This is a genomic window from Tigheibacillus halophilus (assembly GCF_042683165.1).
Lineage (GTDB): Bacteria > Bacillota > Bacilli > Bacillales > Amphibacillaceae > Tigheibacillus > Tigheibacillus halophilus.
In genome coordinates this window covers 302568-321159 of the sequence record NZ_JBHUIZ010000015.1, presented here as the reverse complement: position 1 = coordinate 321159, position 18592 = coordinate 302568, and the positions used below count along the sequence as shown (strand labels likewise).

The window sequence follows — 18592 nt, the reverse complement described above, 5'->3', positions numbered from 1 at the left end:
TGAGACGACGACTCCCCCCTCTTATCTAATTAGTTTCAAGGCCTGTTTTAATACAGCTTCACCATTGATCATGCCATAATCCATTGCATTAATAACCTCTGCCTGAATACCATGCTCGCTTGCCACCTTTTTCACTTGATTCACCATATAACGGATTTGCGGTCCAAGTAAAATGACATCCGCCTCAATCGCCTTATCTTTCGCTTCCTCTACTGGCACAGCCCAAATTTCTGCCTCAATTTGTTGGTCCTTTGCACTTTGTTCCATTTTTGTCACGAGAAGGCTCGTAGACATACCAGCTGCGCAGCATAACATAATTTTTTTCATCCTAATCTCTCCCTATTTTGAAATATCCTTTCTTAAAGCAATGATCTCTTCAGCCATTTCTTTAACTGTCATAGCATTCATCAAATGATCCTGCGCATGAATAAGCAAAATGGAAATCTTGCCCTCAAGCTTTCCTTTCGCTTCAGATTGAATTAAATCTGTTTGGAAGTGGTGCGCTTTCAAAAGTTCCTGACCACTTTCCACTATTTTTTGTTTAGCCATTTCAAAATCATTACTACGTGCCAGGTTTAACGCTTCCATCGCATTACTTCGAGCGTTTCCGGCGTAAAGAATGATTTGAAAGGCAACTGACTCGTCCATTTTTTTTCATCCTCGCTTTTTTCTTTATTTTCTTCGACTGATTCATTACCTTTCATTCCAATGAATTGGTAACCCTGAATCTGTTTCAAAAGCTCCCTGCCATTGAATGATTGATATATTTCTTTTGAAACAAGATCCATTTGTGTCTGCTGACATTTCAGTTGAAGTTCTTCCAATTTATATTTCAGATGAGGACCAAGCAATACGAGATCTGCTTCATCAAGGTGGCGTTCCACTAAAGCTATATCCATCGCAGTGATTGTTATAATCTGTGAGGTTTCAACTGCAGCTTCCTGCGTACGTTTTGCAAGTAAACTACTTGACATACCAGATGAACAGCTGAGTATAACCTGTACCATTGCTATTGCCTCCTTTTCTAAAAACATTATAAAATAGCGCTTTCATAAGTTCGATACAAAAAAACTTCCGCTATTCAACGGAAATTTTCCATCAGAAATGAACTTCATCCCAGAAGGAATGAAATCCTTCAAAGGTGTGTTGTTCTAATAACTGCTTTTGCAAGACGGGATTTTCCATCATCTGCATGACTCTATCATATAAATATGACAGATTCTGATCGTTATCATGTCTAAGTGATAACAGAAAAACAATTTGTACTTTTTCAGCAGCATGTCCCCAAGGAATCGGTTTTTTTAGTGAAGCAACTGCCATCACATTTTCGTATCCGCACGGTGTAATAGGGTGAGGGAATGCGACCGCGCTCCCAAATGATGTACCGGAAACTTCCTCTCTTTCATAAGTAAGCCGCAATAATTTCTGTGGCGCATATCCCTGTTGTATGATCGCATCTGCCAAAAAGCGAATAACTGTTTGATCCGTTGTCAGTGTCATTTTTGGGAAGTACAGAGAGGATTTCAGAATCGACGTTTGATGATTTTTTATAAATGTTTGCAGCTTTTCCTGATCTTTCAATGGCAAGAGTGGATTAACCGTCATCACGGGACAGTTCTTCTTCACCGTCAATGGAATTGTCGAGAGCACCAATTGGCATGGAGGTTCAATTACATGTTCTTGCATATGCGCAGCATCGAAGACACCGATAATGTTTAGTTTGTCACCAAATAACTGGTCCACTTTCTTCTTTAAAATCTGTGCGGACCCTATTCCCGATCTGCAGGCGATGACGACTGATATCTTTTCTGATGGTGAGGACTGGGGTAATTGTTGAAAATGCAAAGTTAAGAATCCAGCTTCTTCCTCTGAAAATGTTACCCCTAATTCCTCCCCCAAATATATCATAGCTCGCAATGCCAAATCGAATGATTCTGGATATTGTTTTTTGATTTCCTCCAGTAATTCATTTTGGGGGATAAGTCCATATCGGGCGCGTTTCAGTGATGGAAGCATATGTTGCGTGAAATTTTGTTTCCATTCATCTGTTGCATATAGCGATAAATAAGAAAGTAAATGATTTGTTAAATCTGCAATAAAAGAAAATAGATTCGCTTCCTTTTCAGTAAGTATGTTATTTTGCACACTCGTGACACGAAATTTCACAAACAGCAATGTGATGAATAATACATCAGTCGATGATAGTTTAAGCCCGCGCTTGATCAATAACTTTCTAAGTTTCGCACTAGGTTGGTATTCCCTTTCATTACATAACTGACCTGTATCATAGGGAACCTGTTTTAGATGATAGCCACGCTTTTCTCTATTAGAAGCAATATAAATATAATGGCTTATTTCTTTCGCGGCGCCAATATGTAATGTGAAATGAAACTGTTTGGCGAGTCTCGTAATCGTTTGCTGAAGCTCTTTTTCATCATCTGAAGATGCCAGTCTAGGAAATTCGTTCAATATCAAAGAACGTAAATAAAATTCCTCACCTTGCAAATATAGACCATAGTTCGGCTTTGATTCGAGTGTGACATGCCATTTATCCAGGATGTTTTTCAACTGCTTGATATCATGAGATAGCGTGGAACGACTAGTAAAAAGATGCACCAATGCGTCCTCTATTTTTAAAAATTTATTGGAATAAAAAAGATATTCTACAAGCCATCTTTGCCTCTCTGACTGTTCAACGATTCCATCAGTCCGATGCTTTTTTATAAATTTTTCTACAGCCGAAGCATCTTCCGTGTATAATCGATAACCCTTCCCACGAGTAGCTTTAATGCAGGCATTTACTTCATCGTATTCGAGGAAAAGATTTATTGTTTTTATATCATTGCGTATTGTCCTTGAAGAGACATTCAGTTCTTTTGCCAACTGGTTTCCACTAATCGATATATCCAAGCCTCTTAAGCGCTTTAAAATAGATAATTTCCTTCGATCCATAAAATCACCTTGTTTGTGAATCCAGTGAATGACACCGGGAAATTTTTGATATAACTGAAAAACTATTAGAATTTATCCTTCAATTGCATGTACACATACTACAAGCTTAAATTTCTTTCCGAAAAAGTGCCTGTACATTCCGTTTCGACTCTTTTAACATATCAAGGATTTCATCAGCGTTTTTATTTACATATGCATAGTACAGCACATCAATCGTAAATAATTGTGCCATCAGTGACGTTGTCGCTGCACTTCTCAACATAACCGCTTCTCCCCCATGGTGGATGAGCGGATAGTTCACCATTTTAGCCAGCACATTACTACTATATTGCGTAATCCCAATCGTAGGATACTTTTTTTGTTTAGCAATTTGAGCCAGTTTTAGCACTTCCTTGGTTTCTCCAGAATTGGATATCGCAACAAACATACACGGTCCACTAGCATTAATCATAGCAGAGGCCATCAGATGGTGATCGACTGTATTAACCACAGACTTTCCTATTCTGGTAAACTTCTGCGTGAAATCTTCTGCAACAATGTGTGAAGCGCCAAGTCCATAAACATAAATGGTTGTGCATTCCTTCACGATCTTTGCAACCTCTTCTATTCTGTTTGTGTCTAAGTGTTTCACTGTTTGATTAATAGATTGATTGAATCGTAAAGCCAATTTTTCTGCAATCAATCCTGCATCCTCATCTGGAGTGATATCGGTATACAGATCTTCATTCACACCTGACGCATCTGCATAAAGACGGACTTTTAATTGAGAAAAACCCGACAATCCAATTGAACGGCAGAAACGGACAACTGTTGCAGAACTGACGTCTGCTTTTTTTGCTAGTTCGGCTGTATTATAATTTACCGTCTCAGCAGAGTGTGAGTGCTTGAGAATATATTCACCAATCTTTTTTTCTGCTTTTGAAAGGTCATTTAGTTTTGATTTGATTAGTAAAATGATATTTTCTTCCACGTTTGTCCCCTGCCCTAATCTTTTTATTACTATATTAAATACGCGAAGGTTCTGTGTCATACATTTACAAAAATACTTTTCTTAAAAATGAAGCAAAACGGCAGTCTTGTCATCAGATGATAATCCCTGTTCTTGTTCCCATGCAGTTAATTGCTCTACGTAAGCTGCCAAACCTTTATTTATCACTTCATGAAATAACGTTTTAATATCTTCTTCTAAATCAAACAGACCGTCCGACATGATTAATACATATTTCAAATTTTTCGTGTCAAGCATACCATATTGAATTGTGTTTTTAACCTCCTCCATGCCATTTGCTACAGAATAACCATTCGGTTTATTTGCCATGAAGCGATTATATCTTATTTTATTTTGTTTATTGGTAAAAAACGTTTCATCTGGTATGTTTTCTCCCTTATAGCGATTGATTTTCCTATTAAAATCTGCTCTGCAGTTAATATTTTTAACCGTATTTATTGTCAAAACGTTATATTGGCCTTGGTCATCGCAAGCAATGATCATTGTGTCTCCCAAGCTAGCGTATACTAGCAAGTCATCGATTATTTGGATTACGGAAACGCATGTACACCAAAGACGGTCTTTTTTTGAAAGGTCTATTTGATAATGTTTCATTTTTGACTTAAGCAGATTATTCGCACGGATTACCTCTTCATGGATAAAGGCAGGCCTTTGAAGTGATTCAAAATAATCTTTAAACAAATTGGCAGCTAAATAGGCTCCATTATGTCCGTTTTCATCTTTAAAATTGTCCATGGGGGTTGCTCCATCCAACACGCCATAAATATCAAGCTCCTTATTGATAATATATGCGTCTTCGGATTCTTTTTTATGAAGACTTGTTTTCTTTATTTTTTCCATTCTTTTCACTATACTTTTTGCCAATTTTGCTCCCTCTCTCTATCTGCAATGTATATCTTGATAAAAACTTTTTTAGGTAAAACGATGCACAATTCATTGTACAGTCAGTAAAAGATCATTTTTACTGATATTTTCGGTAGCGACAGTGGATATCGATGCGTATTGAGCAGAATTCGTAATGATTATGGGTGAGGTTAAATCATAACCTCTATCGGCTATCTTTTCCGGATCAAATTCAGCTATAAGCTGGCCTTGTTTCACTTTATCGCCTTCTCTCACTTTCACATCAAAATATTCTCCCTTTAAATTCACTGTATCGAGTCCAATATGAATCATGATTTCCACGCCGGAATCAGCTATAATACCCAATGCGTGTTTCGTGGGGAAAACGGTAGTGACCTCTCCGTTCACCGGTGCATATACATAGCTGCTGGTCGGTATGATCGCAATACCTTTCCCTATTGACTCCGCAGCAAACACGTTATCTTTTACATCTTTTAATGGAATTAATGCACCAGTTAAAGGACTAGTGACAGTAGTCATGCTTTTATGATCTGATTTGTTTAACCCATTACTTGCTGATTTTTTCTCTGTATTGTACAGTTTATCTACCATTTCTGGTTTAAACCCAAAAAAGTAAGTTAAAATCCCTCCAGCGGTATAAGCAATGAGCAATCCCAGGATATAGAGGAAATGTTTATTACCCCCAATTAAAGGAATTTCCGATATACCAGATGGGCCATAGGAGATGGCACCAACATCAAATATAGTTAAGAAAGCTCCACCAAACCCGGCTCCTAAACAGGCAGTGATAAAGGGGCGACCCAGTGGAAGCATTACTCCATAAATAAGCGGCTCACCTATCCCCAAAATCCCGATAGGCAATGCAGAAGCCACTGTTTTACGCATACGTTTATCTTTTGTTTTAAAATATATGGCAAATGCAGCCCCTACTTGGCCTGCTCCAGCCATGGATAAAATCGGCAATAAACTTGTTTGACCAGTTTTCTCGATTAAGTCGAGATGGACAGGAATTAATCCATGATGAACTCCTAGCGTTACTACTGGCAGATATGTGCTGGATAATACGAACCCACCTAAAGCTCCTGCTGTTTTTAACATTACATCTACCAAAACCCATGTTACTCCATCCATCAGTATCCCTGCTATAGGCTGTATCACGACGATTGTTACAATAGAACCTAGTGCGAGTGTTATCAAAGGCGTCAGCAGCAAATCGAATATGTCAGGTATTATTTTTCTCACTTGCTTTTCTATTTTTGCAAATAAATAAGAAGCTATAATGACACCTAGCAAGCCGCCCAATGAGGATTGCAGGCTTAGATGTAAACCAATCAAATTCAAACTGCCTATATCACTCAGTTCTGGTGCGTATAATAAAAGTCCTGCAATCCCACCAAGAACCGGCGTTCCTTTAAATTCACGCGAAGTATTAATACCAACAAATACGGCCAATGATCCATATAACAGTCCACCAATCATATGAAACAGCTCAAACCAATTCGAGTTCACGACCGCTTGGCTGATCCAACCTGCATCTGCCAAACTGGATAAAATGTTAGCGATACCCAGTATTAGCCCCGATGAAGCAAAGCCTGGAATCAATGGAATAAATATATTACCAATATGTTGTAAAATCTGCTGAATTTTAGTTGTTTGTTTTTCTTTATAGGATTTATGCGTGTCTTTGGCCAGATTAAATTCATCTTGTTGATCTGTTTCAAAAGAATCAGCATGAATTCCTGTTATTGTTTCAAATTCTTTTGCAACCTTAGTTACCTTTCCCACTCCCAGAACGATTTGAATTGAATCACGGTCAATAACACTTAAGACACCATCCAGTTGCTTGATATTGTCAATGTCCATCTCAGTGCGGTTTTTAACTGTGACGCGCAATCTTGTTACGCAGTTTGTAAAATGAGCTATATTTTCTTTTCCACCTAGTTCAACCAATATTTTTTTGGCGAGATCATGGTCGTCCACATTAATCAGCCCCTATAATTTTGATGATAAGTTAACAGACCAAAAACTTATAAGTATTTTTGGTCTATAGTTTTTGAGAATGGTAGTTTTCTAAAAAGTTGGCAGCGGCTGCTGTACATGTCGCACAATTGAATCCGTATACCACCATTGTATGCGCTTTCAAAAATAGATCGAATAAATATAAAACACGATGGTTATGTACAACGATTCCTCCCTTCCAAGTACTAAACTTGTTATTTCATCATAAAATTGAAAGATCTAATAATTTTGTTTGATACAGTTTACATCATATGAAATATAATTTCAATAATAATTAAAAAGATAATAGAATATAGAATTTTCATTTCATAATGTGCTTCCAGAAATAATACAAGCAACAAAGTCTCAAGTCTTTTACAATAAAAGCAATCAAAAAAGAATTAGCTAAGATCAAATAAAAATGGAAATCTATCCATGCATCACTCCACCCTAAAAAACCGTTGCTCAATAAAAATTTTAACTATGGCCCTAACCTCTTCTATGATATATTTAATAGCGGGAGGTGACATAAGTTGAATGCCTTTGCAAAATTACCTCAAAAAAAGCAAGTACATATTTTGGATGCAGCAACAGAAAGTTTTGCTGAGAAAGGTTATTTTGGTGCAAGTATAAAAGAGATTTGCCAAAGGGCAGATATTTCAAATGGTGCATTGTACAAGTACTTTAGAAATAAAGAAGAATTATACTTCGTAATATTAAAAAAATGCCAAGACATTCTGGTTCAGCAGCTATATGAAAGACATACACAACTAAATCACTCTTTCAAAACTACCGTCCGAATGTATTTGGAACAAATTGAAACACTGCATAAAAAGTATCCCAACTATATTCGAATCTATGCTAATTTAGGCTCCAATAATATGGAGTTGTTTTCGCAAAAAATGCACGATGACTTTATGAAATCGGGGTCATATGTGATTAGCATGGTCTCAGAAGCGAAACAGCGAAATGAAATTCCACAACATATTGACGATAACGTGCTCGCATTTTTACTAGATAACTATTTTATATTATTCCTATACTCCCTAGTCTCCGATTATCACGAAAAAAGGTTTCGCTCATTCCTGAGAATTAAAGAAAATGAAGCACTAACCAGTAAAAAAAAGATTAACTTTATTTTGGACGCCATCGAAATATTCATGCATCAACGGTAAAACCTCACAAAACAAAAAACTTGTCGGGATCATAACCGGTCCTCGACAAGCTTGATTATTTCTATTGATGGCTAAATAGTCTTATTCATCCCCATAAAACGCCCTGGATTCAAATGGGAGATATCAAAAGAAGCCCCGCCTTTGTCAATAAGTTCTGAACCTATTTGTCCCATCACTGGTGCAAGTTTAAATCCGTGACCTGAATACCCACCCATGATAAATGTATTTTTCAAACCTGGAACAGCACCAACAACTGCATGTTCATCAGTTGTGTATCCGTCCATATGGACACTGATTCTAGTTGGGTCAGATTTTAATTCTGGAAAGTAATTTTTCACCGCATCATTTATTTTGGCTAACTTCGAAAGATGAACATCCCGGTGAATGGTATCAGGATCCACCTCGCCAAACGTATCAACACTTCCTATCTTTATCATTGACCCTTCTAACGTAGGTATGCCAAAAAACTGAATTTCATCTGTTGTCCTTGCAAATACTGGAAAAACATCTGGTTTATAGTTCGCTAAATGATGAGTAGGATACCAAGTCATGACAATTTTTCTAGGTTTAAGATTTTCCTGAAGTTCAGGAAAAATTTTTGTTGTCCAAGGGCCTGCAGTCACAATAACTTGATCAAATTCAAATGTTTTGCCATTCGCAGTAACCCTTACTTTATCACTTACCTCCTCGATACCATCCACCATTGTATGGAGGTATAAGTGGGCACCAAGAGCAACAGCGCGCTCAGCAGCTGCAAACACTGCTAACTCTGGACGAATGTACCCCGCCTCTTTATCCAGAATCATCACATCTTCCGGATTAAGCTGATGCTGTGGATACCGAATTTTCCCCTGTTGAGCGTCCAATATTTCCGCATCTATATCAAAATCTTTAATACTTTGGATAACATTATCTATCCTTGTGGTGCTTTTCGGGCCAATCATCAGTCCACCATTTAATGTCAATAAATCAAAACCCGTTTCGTCCTCCAATTCTTTCCAAAGCAACTTTGATTTTTTCAGCAGCGGTACATATTCCGGGCCTTCCATATACGCAGTACGAAACATACGAGATTCCCCACCTGCAGCCGATCGATCGTGTGCAAGACCAAATTGCTCAAAACCAGTGACATCATACCCCTTTTTCGCCAACTGCCATAACACCATACTACCAATGGATCCAACACCTACAACCCCAACACTTGTATTTGACATTTCAATTCCTCCCTTTTCCATATCTCCTTATGAAGCATTCACATTTGCAGCTTTTTCAAGCGACACATTCCTTGTTTCTGGTGCCCATTTAATGGATATAAATAAAGCCAGAAGTAAAATTCCTGTTAGTATCCCCATTGTGATTTGGATCCCTAAAGCATCCAAACTGATAGGCAATAAAAATGTTCCCAAAGCCGCTCCTATTCTGCTAATCATTGTTGCAAAACCAACTGCAGTTGAGCGAACATGCGTTGGAAACATTTCGCTGGGGTAAACGGTTTGTAGATTTCCTGATCCAGAAGCTATAAAGACATAAATAGAAAAACATGCTATGATAACTGCCGATGTTGGATTCGGAATAAGGACCAGTAACCCAAGAGAAACTGCCAAAATCAAAAAGGAATAAATCACGAAATTTCTTCGCGAAATTTTATCCATAATCACCACTCCGGCAACCGCACCTGCTAACTGGAATAAGTTAGAAATCAACGTGCTTAGGAATTCATCTTCTATTTTCAGACTATCGAACACGACCGGCAAAAATGTCATCATTCCAAAATAAGGCAGTACATGTAAACACCAAAATAATCCTGCAAATGCTGTACGAGTCCTGTATTTTTTATTGAAAATCTCTTTTATTTCCGTTTTTTTACGCTCTTCTATCACCAAATCATCAACTCTAACATGCCTACCAAAATGTTTGTCAACAACCTTCTTAGCTTTTTCAACTTTACCTTTACTCATTAGCCATCTTGGCGACTCAGCAGAGCCTAACCGTAAAATCAGTAATATGAAGGCAGGTACCGCACTAGATACCAAAATCCAACGCCAAATCTCATCCCCGCCAAAATGGAGCATCGTATAGCCTGCTACCACGGATACAACAAAGCCTACTGTCCACATTGCGTTTAGACAAGCCAAAATCGTTCCACGATTTTTCCTAGGGATTAATTCCGACAATAAAGTAGCTCCAGTCGCATATTCAGCGCTAATCGTAAACCCCAACAAAAGCCGTAATATGAAAAGTTGTTCTTGCGTAGACACAAAATATTGCAATACTGAAATTAATACAAACAATGCTATCGTCGCCATGTAGATAGGTTTTCTGCCAATTTTATCTGTTAACCAACCGAAAAAGAAACTTCCCAAAAAGAGACCGATTAAAGCTGAGCTTCCAATAAGGCCGTACCAAAAAGCGCTCAGTTCAAGTTGTGGGCCAAGCAATGAAAGAGCAATTGCAATCACCCCTAAAATATACCCATCACAAAACTTCCCCCCGGTTGTATAGATTGCTACTTTAATATGAAACTTATTCAAAGGTATATCATCCATCGAAACTGTTCGATCCATCTTCTTCACCCCTTCTGTCAGCATCTTTTCATTTCTTAATGTTAGACTTCGCCTCCCCTCTAAGAGAGTGGTCGTTCACTCTTTTGTTCTTTTCATTATAAACCGAAGAGTCTAACTATTTCAAGTGTAAGTTTGTCTTTTAAACATGTTGATTCTCACAACACACCAAAAACCATTCCACAACTTTTTAAAACATTTGACAATTGATTTTATCTAATCGTACTCTTATAGAATGAGTAATCCATTGCTACGAAAATAAACAAGCGCTATATTATTCGAAACATTCCATATTACATTAAATGATTTGCGCGCTTATGAGAAACATGGCAAACAAAAAATAGGAGGAATCATGATGCAATTTCAACAACAGTATGAGGAAATCAAACAAATTGCGGAAGACATTTATTATCATCCCGAGCTTGGATATAAAGAAAAACGTACGAAGCAAACGATCATGGATTATTTGAAAACAGTTAATCCAGCCATAAAAATGGATGAGTTCAGCCTGACTGGGTTCAAAACGACGCTTGGCGAAGAGAAAAAAGATTTACATATCGGTTTTATCGCTGAACTCGATGCGGTATACGCACCGACACATATGTATGCGGATAAAAATTCAGGGGCGGCACATAACTGCGGACATTACACCCAGGTAGGAATTGCACTGGCACTTTATACATATTTGGTGAAAACCGAAGCATATAAAAATCTGGATTATACATTATCATTTGTTTTTGTTCCTGCAGAGGAGTACCTTGACCTGGATTATAGAGATGAGTTGATCGCACAAGATAAGATTTCCCATTATGGCGGTAAACCGGAAGCCATGAAACTGGGCGTTTTTGATGATATGGACGCGGCACTTTGTGTCCATGCCATTGGCGGAGAATTCGACAAGCGTACGGTGAATGTGAATAGTGACTTGGCCGGATTTTTATATAAAAAATATGCTTTCAGAGGAAAAGCGACACATGCAGGATTCGATCCTTTTTCCGGAACGAATGCATACAATATGTCCACCCTTTTCAACGTTGCAACCGGCCTAATGAGGCAGCAATTCAAGGATTCGGAAATGGTACGTGTCAATCCAATTGTCATGGCATCAGACATGTCGACAAACGTGATTCCAAACCAAATCACAGTCGGGACCGATTTGCGTACGAAAAACGTGGCGTACCTGAAAGAAGTGGCAGAAAGGCTGGATGATGCTGCAAAAGGAAGCGCAATATCACTTAGAGGCGAGGTAGACGTGAAGACACAGATGGGATACTTGCCGTTCGTCCAGGATCGCTATTTGTCATCTTTCGTACAAGAAGCATTTAAACGTTCTGAAGGTATTGATGTCTTGCTTGATGACGATCCTATCAGCGCGGCTGGCGATATCGGGGATCTGTCCTACATGATGCCTTGCATTCAGATTGGATACAGTGGATTTACCGGGACAATCCACGGAGACGACTTCATTGATGTCGACCCTGCATTCATCTATGAAATTTTTCCAAGGTTTCTGGCAGTTGTGCTGGATGAATTAAGCGGCAATATAGACCGAAGTAAATTATATAAGCGTACCTATCAAGACTATATGGAGCTGATCCATTCAATCGTCGACTAGACAGGCCATTCAGGAGGATAAAAAAATTGAAACGTAACTTTTTGTATTTACTTATTTTCGTACTCGTTATCATCTTTACTGCTGAAATGATTGGTGTACAGTCTGTACAACTTGGCAGTATCTCCATCGGCATTCTGCCACTCGTATTTGCAGTGCTAATTACGATGGCATTGGGGTTAAAAGTTTTCCGAAAAGGCTTCTGGAAAAAAATCTACAGTGAATCGAATATCAACTTTTCCAGTAAATACCTGCTGTTTATCATGCTGCCGCTCATGGCCAGATATGGTGCTGATGTGGCTCCGCATATACGCGAAATCCTTTCTATCGGCTGGGTTTTTATCATCCAGGAGCTTGGTAATCTCGGTACCGTTCTTCTCGGATTGCCGGTTGCTATCCTCATTGGTCTAAGGCGGGAAGCAATCGGGGCTACGCTTGGAATTGGCCGGGAAGGTGAACTGGCTTATATCTCGGAAAAATACACACTTGATTCTGATGAGGGTCGCGGCGTAATCTCACTTTATATTATCGGAACACTGTTCGGAGCGGTATTCTTTAGTGTTTTCGCACCGGTTCTACTTGCTGCCGGCATCCGAGTTGAGGCGCTCGCTATGGCCTCTGGGGTCGGATCCGGAAGCATGATGAGTGCCGCATCAGCCTCACTGGTGGCTTCTATGCCCGATTTACAAAGTACGATTCTTGCCTATGCATCGGCAAGCCAGCTGCTAACCAGTTTCTTGGGGACATTTACGATGATCTTTCTAGCTGTGCCATTACAGCGATTCATGTATAAATTGATGACAGGGAGACAAAAACAATGACTTTGGATAGTAAAAAATATATAAAATACGGCTTGGTATTATTACTGAGTATTGGACTGATCTTGTTTACGCAAGAGCTTAAATTACTAAAAAACCCTAAATCGACACCGATCACAGTCGAGACATTTTATGGCCTTGCCAGCCTGTGGGTATTCTCCATGATTGGTATTTTCGTTTCGGACCTGTTTAAAAAAGTAAAAGTGAAAGCCATTCGTGACTTCCCAATTCTGGGATGGGTATCCATCACATCACTCGTTTTTTGCCTATTATCCGACTTCTTTGTTAATGTCATCCAGGCAGTCGATTTCCTGGCGATTACAACACCAATCCTTACTTTTGCCGGAATCTCGGTAGCGAACCGGCTGACTGATTTAAGAAAAACATCCTGGAAAGTCGCCATTGTTGCGGTGTTTGTTTTTTCCGGAACGTATATTGGAAGTGCACTGCTGGCACAGCTGGGATTGCTTGTTACGGGAAGATAATCATTACGTTAAATTGATTGTTCGTGACTCTGTTAAACTATTATACATTGAAGACATTCTCTCCAGTAGGGAGAATGTCTTCATAGATAAACAACTATGTTTGAAATAGGTTCAAAGCTATCTTGCACCGCTTACTGCATTCTTGTATAAATAAACACCCTCAGGTCAGATTTTCACTCTTGCTTTGAGGGTGCAGTACAACTATGCTTTTTTCTTCTCTTATTAATCTGTATCTTGATTAATTGCTATCGTATTCCATCTCCTAAGCTTTCAAAAAATGAAAGCAATCATAACCTTGAATCGTATCCGTCTTTCTATCCCTCAAACGTTCTTATGTTCCCAACGCAATTTACCACTCTCTATTTTCGGTTTGTGCTGTGCGAGGGAATCACTTTAAATACTGACTAAATGAATAGATTTATCCTCAATTTGTTGGAGAATTTCATCATCTACCCGGCTATCTGTTATAATGTAATCTATTATCTCTAAATTATTTATATGAGAAAAAGCTTGCACTCCAAATTTACTGTGATCAATCATAATGTAAACAGTATCAGCGCATTCGATCATTTTTCTTTTTATTTGAGCTTGTTGTTCATTTGAATCACTTATACCATTTTTTAAATGAATTCCTTTGCAAGAAATAAATGCTTTATTAACGTGATACGAATCTAATGAAGCTTCGGCAAGTGGACCAACAAATGATAATGACTTGGACAGCAAAGATCCACCCGTAGATATCACCGTGATTTGGTTTTTTGTACTTAATTCTGTAGCAACCCTTATCGAATTTGTCAACACAGTTATCGGAATGTCCGGTAATGCTTTTGCCATATACCAGGCCGTAGAACTTGCATCCAGGATTATTTTATCTTCCTCCTTGACCTGCCTAACCGCTTCAAAAGCTATATCCTTTTTTTCCTTTATATTTATTACTTCTCTTTGAAAATAAGGAATTTCCATTGAATCGGCGGGATCAGTACTTATGGCACCCCCATGGCTGCGTGTCAACTTATTTTCTTTTTCTAATTTTTCTAAATCCCTACGGACTGTTTCTTCAGTAACTCCAAAGATTTGACTAAGTTCTGTAACTCGAATACTTTTACGTTCATTTACCAAGCCAACAATTTTCTGTTGTCTTTCGGCAACAAGCATTGCCCAACCTTCTTTCCAGTTTCAATTTAGTATAGATCTTCTGTCACGAAACAAAGGATCTATTGATACACTTATCTGGTAAAAGCAGCGGCGACACCGCCGTCAACTGTAACCATACAACCAGTTGTTTTTGCTGACTTTGAAGAAGCTAAAAATGCAATAGACTCTGCAATGTCTTCTGGCAAAATATTGACATGCAATATCGTCCGTTTGCGATAGTGCTCCTCTAATTCTTCCGCTTCAATACCATAGGAAGAAGCACGTTCTTTTTTCCAGTTCGAATCCCAGATTTTAGATCCTCGTATGACAGCATCAGGCAATACAGAATTGACTCTAATGCCATGAGCACCACCATCAGCAGCAACGGTTCTGGCAAGATGCACTTCAGCGGCTTTAGCTGTGCTATATGCAGCAACATTTTTACCTGCATAGATAGAGTTTTTGGATCCGACAAACACCATGTTACCACCGATTTCCTGATTTTTCATTAACTTGAATGCTTCCCGTGCAACCAGAAAGTACCCTGTTACCAGTACATTGATATTCAAGTTCCATTTTTCTATTGTGGTTTCTTCAAACGCGCTGGAACTTGCAAGCCCGGCGTTATTAACAACAATGTCAAGTCCTCCATATTTTAGAATCGTTTTTTGGATAGCAGCTTTTACCTCTTCTTCTTTTGTCACATCCATTTTAACTGCCAATGCACGATTTTCTCCATAACGCCGATTGATTTCAGAAGCGAGTTCTTGTGCCCCCTCCAAATTGATATCAGCAACGACTACATGTGAGCCTTCAGATAATAAACGTTTACAAGTTGCACCACCAATTCCTCCTGCTCCTCCTGTTACAAATGCAATGTGACGGGAGAATTCTGCTTCTGGCGGGGCAAGGCTTAACTTATAAAGCTCCAGTGGCCAATATTCGATTGCAAATGATTCAGCTTCATCAAGAGATTCAAAGTTTCCAATGATAGTTGAACCTCTCATCACCGAAACAGCACGGTGATATAATGATTCACTCACATTTGCTGCGGACCAGCTTTTGCCTGTATTAACCATGCCGACCCCAGGAATTAGCAAGACCCGCGGGACTGCCTCGACAATGCTGTCACCTTCTGATTTATTACGTTCGAAATAAGCAACATATTCTTCTTTGAAAGCAGAAATACCGTTTTTTACATTCTGTATTAAACGATCCACATCTTTACTTGCTGGATCCCAGTCCACATATAATGGAACCCTTTTAGTATGTACAAGATGATCAGGACACGCGGCGCCGATTTGCGATAATTCCTTTGCACCATGACTATTTACAAATTCCAAAATTGCTTCACTGGTATCGTTAGTTACGATCATTTTTTTATTTTCACTAACCTGGCCGCGGATCACCGGCAGAATTTGTGCAAGAACTGTATCTCGTTCATCTTTATTTAGTGATTCGTATTTTTTGCCCCCGAATAGTGGTTTTTCGTTTGCTTTTGCTTCAATATAATCCTCAGCCTCTTGAATAATAGAAATTGTTTTGTTATAACATTCCTTGGATGTCCCCCCCCAAGTCACAAGTCCGTGCTTCTCCATAATCATAAGGTCGGCATTTGGATTTTTTTGTACACCTTCAGCAATCATTTTAGAAAGCTTAAATCCCGGCCTCACATATGGGACCCATACAAAGCGGTCACCATATATTTGCTTAGCTACTTCTTGCCCATTATCAGCACAAGCGATACTGATAATAGCATCAGGATGAGTATGATCAATATGTTTAAAAGGCAAAAACGCATGCAAAAGGGTCTCAATCGAAGAACGAGGATGCCTTGAATCAATCATACAGTGTTCCAAATAATTAACCATTTCCTCATCAGTCATACTTTCTTTCTTGAAAAGTGGTTTAATATCATCAAGCTTTAAACCCGTAAAATTCTCAGCCTCCATTGTTGCAAGATCGGATCCGCTGCCTTTCACCCACATAACTTCAATTTCGTTCCCTTTAAAGTCCGTTTCTGTTGTTTTTACAGAAGTATTGCCTCCACCCCAATTGGCTACTGAACGATCCTGACCTAATAAATTCGAGCGGTGTACAAGCGCTTTCAATCCTGTCCTAAAGTTACCATTATTATCATCCCAAAGGTTTCTTACCATTTATAAGCCTCCTATGTAATAGATAGTTTCATCTTATCACATGTTTGTTTATTTTTGAATAGTTATTATTATTATTGTTTACTTTTGGTTCAACTGCGATATTTGTGATGATTGAATTTCCCGCAAATTTTTCATCAATTTATTTTCTCTGCCAAAATAGTAGTATAACTTGTTATACTCTTTGTATAATTTCTCATAAACTTGAACATTAGCGGGATCTGGTTTTATTACTTCTTTTTTTATCCGGGACATTTTCTTTGCGGCATCTATGATATTTTCAAATCCTCCATTAGCTTTACCGGCTGCCACTGCACCGAACATTGCTGCACCAATAGCCGGTGTATGGTTTGAATCAGCAATTTTAATCATACGGTTGTTTACATCCGCATAAATTTGCATTAATAATTTATTCTTGTTGGAAAGTCCTCCACATGCATATAATTCATCCACCATCACACCACTATTTTGAAAGGTGTCGATCACTTTTCTTGTTCCAAACGCAGTAGACTCTAAAAGTGCCCGATAGATTTCCTGTGGTTTTGTTTGAAGCGTGACACCCAGCAAAAGTCCGCTCAAATCAGCATCTACCAATGTGGACCGATTGCCATTCCACCAATCCAAAGCTAGCAGGCCGGATTCCCCAGGCTTTAATTCAGACGCCCTCATTTCCAGCCAATGATATACAGAAACACCCGCTTCATTTGCTGCCTCCTGAACATATGTTGGGACAGCTTGGTCCACATACCATGCAAAAATGTCGCCTGCAGCGGGCTGGCCTGCTTCATATCCGTATAAGCCTTCAATAATGCCATCCTCGACAACACCACTGATGCCATCCACATGTACTTCCTTGCTGTCAAGCAGCATATGACAAATGGAGGTACCCATTGCCAAAACCATTTTGCCCGGTTCGACCACTCCCATGGCCGGTACAGATGCATGAGCGTCAATAATTCCAACAGCCACAGCCGTACCTGGTTCCAAACCTGTAAGCTGTGCCATTTGTTCAGTTAACTCACCTGCTTTTGTCCCAAGAGGATACACTCCACCCCAGAGTTTTGTTTCTATCAGGTTTTCCAGCCCTGGATCAAGTTCTTTGAAAAATTCTTTATCAGGATAACCTTCCTGTTTATGCCAGATTGATTTATAACCTGCAGCACAGCTGTTTTTAAGCAAATTATTCGTCAACTGGAAGACAATCCAGTCTCCAGCCTCCACAAAACGATTTGCTTTATTAAAAATATCAGGTGCTTCATCGTAGGTTTGCCATATTTTAGGGAGCATCCATTCTGAGGAAATCTTACCCCCGTATCGTTTTAAAAATTCTTCTCCCCGTTTTACCGCTACTTCATTCAATCTTGTCGCTTTATATTGTGCAGCATGATGCTTCCAAAGTTTCACCCAACTATGGGGTTTTTCCCTCAACTCAGCCTGGTAACATAGGGGTACGCCTCTTTCATCAACAGGAAGCATAGTACAAGAAGTAAAGTCGACACCAATACCAATAATTTGACTTGGATCTATGCCGGAGATTTTGATTATTTCAGGGAGGGCGATTTCCAAAACATAGACATAATCGGCCGGATGTTGCAATGCCCAACCAGGTTCAAGACGAATATTCGAGTCCGGTAAATATTCATCAATAACGCCATGGGGGTACAGAACAACATGATCAGCGATTTCTATTCCATTTTGAAGTGAAACGAGCACCGCCCTACCAGATTCTGTTCCATAATCAACTCCTATTGCAAAGGTCTCTTTCACAAAATCATCTCCTTATGATGTAACTTGAAAAATAAAAGGCTGCCGTCAGATAAACAACGAC

16 protein-coding genes and 1 pseudogene are annotated in these 18592 nt (G+C 39.0%); 5 read left to right on the top strand and 12 right to left on the bottom strand.

What is annotated here, in order from left to right:
- Positions 1–21: 21 nt before the first annotated feature.
- Both ACFSMW_RS17320 and ACFSMW_RS17315 read right to left on the bottom strand, forming a co-directional pair.
- On the bottom strand, positions 22–327 hold the full coding sequence (locus tag ACFSMW_RS17320; protein ID WP_390357550.1) for a PTS sugar transporter subunit IIB: 306 nt from the start codon (positions 325–327) through the stop codon (positions 22–24).
- A 12-nt stretch (positions 328–339) separates the two neighbouring features.
- On the bottom strand, positions 340–588 hold the full coding sequence (locus ACFSMW_RS17315) for a PTS lactose/cellobiose transporter subunit IIA (RefSeq protein ID WP_390357549.1): 249 nt from the start codon (positions 586–588) through the stop codon (positions 340–342).
- Positions 589–635: 47 nt separating this feature from the next.
- Here ACFSMW_RS17315 and ACFSMW_RS17310 point away from each other — a divergent pair, with 47 nt between their 5' ends.
- Complete coding sequence (locus ACFSMW_RS17310; protein WP_390357676.1) at positions 636–689, top strand: hypothetical protein; 54 nt, start codon at positions 636–638, stop codon at positions 687–689.
- A gap of 57 nt (positions 690–746) precedes the next feature.
- On the opposite strand, the pseudogene ACFSMW_RS17305 reads toward ACFSMW_RS17310, so the two are convergent.
- The 5 genes and pseudogenes from ACFSMW_RS17305 to ACFSMW_RS17285 all read right to left on the bottom strand — a co-directional run.
- Positions 747–1007: pseudogene (locus ACFSMW_RS17305) on the bottom strand (hypothetical protein); the annotation flags it as partial.
- A 91-nt stretch (positions 1008–1098) separates the two neighbouring features.
- Positions 1099–2952, bottom strand: coding sequence for a BglG family transcription antiterminator (locus ACFSMW_RS17300; protein WP_390357548.1), 1854 nt, complete (start codon positions 2950–2952; stop codon positions 1099–1101).
- A 106-nt stretch (positions 2953–3058) separates the two neighbouring features.
- Complete coding sequence (locus ACFSMW_RS17295; protein WP_390357547.1) at positions 3059–3922, bottom strand: MurR/RpiR family transcriptional regulator; 864 nt, start codon at positions 3920–3922, stop codon at positions 3059–3061.
- An 81-nt stretch (positions 3923–4003) separates the two neighbouring features.
- Complete coding sequence (locus ACFSMW_RS17290; RefSeq protein WP_390357546.1) at positions 4004–4825, bottom strand: protein phosphatase 2C domain-containing protein; 822 nt, start codon at positions 4823–4825, stop codon at positions 4004–4006.
- Positions 4826–4894: 69 nt separating this feature from the next.
- Positions 4895–6805 carry a glucose PTS transporter subunit IIA gene (locus tag ACFSMW_RS17285; RefSeq protein ID WP_390357545.1) on the bottom strand — a complete coding sequence of 637 codons (1911 nt, stop codon included), beginning with the start codon at positions 6803–6805 and terminating at the stop codon, positions 4895–4897.
- Positions 6806–7356: 551 nt separating this feature from the next.
- Here ACFSMW_RS17285 and ACFSMW_RS17280 point away from each other — a divergent pair.
- Positions 7357–7998 (top strand): TetR/AcrR family transcriptional regulator, encoded by a 642-nt coding sequence (locus tag ACFSMW_RS17280; protein ID WP_390357544.1) that lies wholly within the window; start codon positions 7357–7359, stop codon positions 7996–7998.
- Between the two features lie 71 nt (positions 7999–8069).
- Here the strand turns inward: ACFSMW_RS17280 and solA are convergent, their stop codons facing one another.
- A complete protein-coding gene (solA, locus tag ACFSMW_RS17275; RefSeq protein WP_390357543.1) occupies positions 8070–9212 on the bottom strand; it encodes an N-methyl-L-tryptophan oxidase in 1143 nt (380 codons plus the stop codon).
- Between the two features lie 27 nt (positions 9213–9239).
- Positions 9240–10562: an MFS transporter gene (locus ACFSMW_RS17270; protein ID WP_390357542.1), complete on the bottom strand. Its 1323-nt coding sequence runs from the start codon at positions 10560–10562 to the stop codon at positions 9240–9242.
- A 352-nt stretch (positions 10563–10914) separates the two neighbouring features.
- Between ACFSMW_RS17270 and ACFSMW_RS17265 the strand changes: the two genes are divergently transcribed.
- Genes ACFSMW_RS17265 through ACFSMW_RS17255 form a run of 3 tightly spaced genes read left to right on the top strand, consistent with a single transcriptional unit; the run spans position 10915 to position 13474 of the window.
- Positions 10915–12174, top strand: a complete 1260-nt coding sequence (locus ACFSMW_RS17265; protein WP_390357541.1) for a M20/M25/M40 family metallo-hydrolase — start codon at positions 10915–10917, stop codon at positions 12172–12174.
- Between the two features lie 26 nt (positions 12175–12200).
- Entirely contained in the window at positions 12201–12992 is a 792-nt protein-coding gene (locus ACFSMW_RS17260) for a DUF3100 domain-containing protein (RefSeq protein WP_390357540.1), read from the top strand.
- Positions 12989–13474, top strand: a complete 486-nt coding sequence (locus tag ACFSMW_RS17255) for a hypothetical protein (RefSeq protein ID WP_390357539.1) — start codon at positions 12989–12991, stop codon at positions 13472–13474. Before ACFSMW_RS17260 ends, ACFSMW_RS17255 begins: the two co-directional genes overlap by 4 nt.
- A 393-nt stretch (positions 13475–13867) precedes the next feature.
- On the opposite strand, the gene ACFSMW_RS17250 is transcribed toward ACFSMW_RS17255, so the two are convergent.
- The 3 genes from ACFSMW_RS17250 to ACFSMW_RS17240 all read right to left on the bottom strand — a co-directional run bounded on the left by ACFSMW_RS17250 (position 13868) and on the right by ACFSMW_RS17240 (position 18531).
- Positions 13868–14629 carry a DeoR/GlpR family DNA-binding transcription regulator gene (locus tag ACFSMW_RS17250; RefSeq protein ID WP_390357538.1) on the bottom strand — a complete coding sequence of 254 codons (762 nt, stop codon included), beginning with the start codon at positions 14627–14629 and terminating at the stop codon, positions 13868–13870.
- 71 nt (positions 14630–14700) lie between these two features.
- Complete coding sequence (locus ACFSMW_RS17245) at positions 14701–16767, bottom strand: bifunctional aldolase/short-chain dehydrogenase (protein WP_390357537.1); 2067 nt, start codon at positions 16765–16767, stop codon at positions 14701–14703.
- 78 nt (positions 16768–16845) lie between these two features.
- A complete protein-coding gene (locus ACFSMW_RS17240) occupies positions 16846–18531 on the bottom strand; it encodes a ribulokinase (RefSeq protein ID WP_390357536.1) in 1686 nt (561 codons plus the stop codon).
- Positions 18532–18592: the final 61 nt, after the last annotated feature.

Coding starts and splice junctions, on each gene's coding strand:
- ACFSMW_RS17265 (WP_390357541.1), top strand. CDS start 10,915: ATGCAATTTCAACAACAGTATGAGGAAATCAAACAAATTGCGGAAGAC.
- ACFSMW_RS17270 (WP_390357542.1), bottom strand. CDS start 10,562: ATGGATCGAACAGTTTCGATGGATGATATACCTTTGAATAAGTTTCAT.
- ACFSMW_RS17255 (WP_390357539.1), top strand. CDS start 12,989: ATGACTTTGGATAGTAAAAAATATATAAAATACGGCTTGGTATTATTA.
- ACFSMW_RS17250 (WP_390357538.1), bottom strand. CDS start 14,629: ATGCTTGTTGCCGAAAGACAACAGAAAATTGTTGGCTTGGTAAATGAA.
- ACFSMW_RS17320 (WP_390357550.1), bottom strand. CDS start 327: ATGAAAAAAATTATGTTATGCTGCGCAGCTGGTATGTCTACGAGCCTT.
- ACFSMW_RS17300 (WP_390357548.1), bottom strand. CDS start 2,952: ATGGATCGAAGGAAATTATCTATTTTAAAGCGCTTAAGAGGCTTGGAT.
- ACFSMW_RS17315 (WP_390357549.1), bottom strand. CDS start 588: ATGGAAGCGTTAAACCTGGCACGTAGTAATGATTTTGAAATGGCTAAA.
- solA (WP_390357543.1), bottom strand. CDS start 9,212: ATGTCAAATACAAGTGTTGGGGTTGTAGGTGTTGGATCCATTGGTAGT.
- ACFSMW_RS17245 (WP_390357537.1), bottom strand. CDS start 16,767: ATGGTAAGAAACCTTTGGGATGATAATAATGGTAACTTTAGGACAGGA.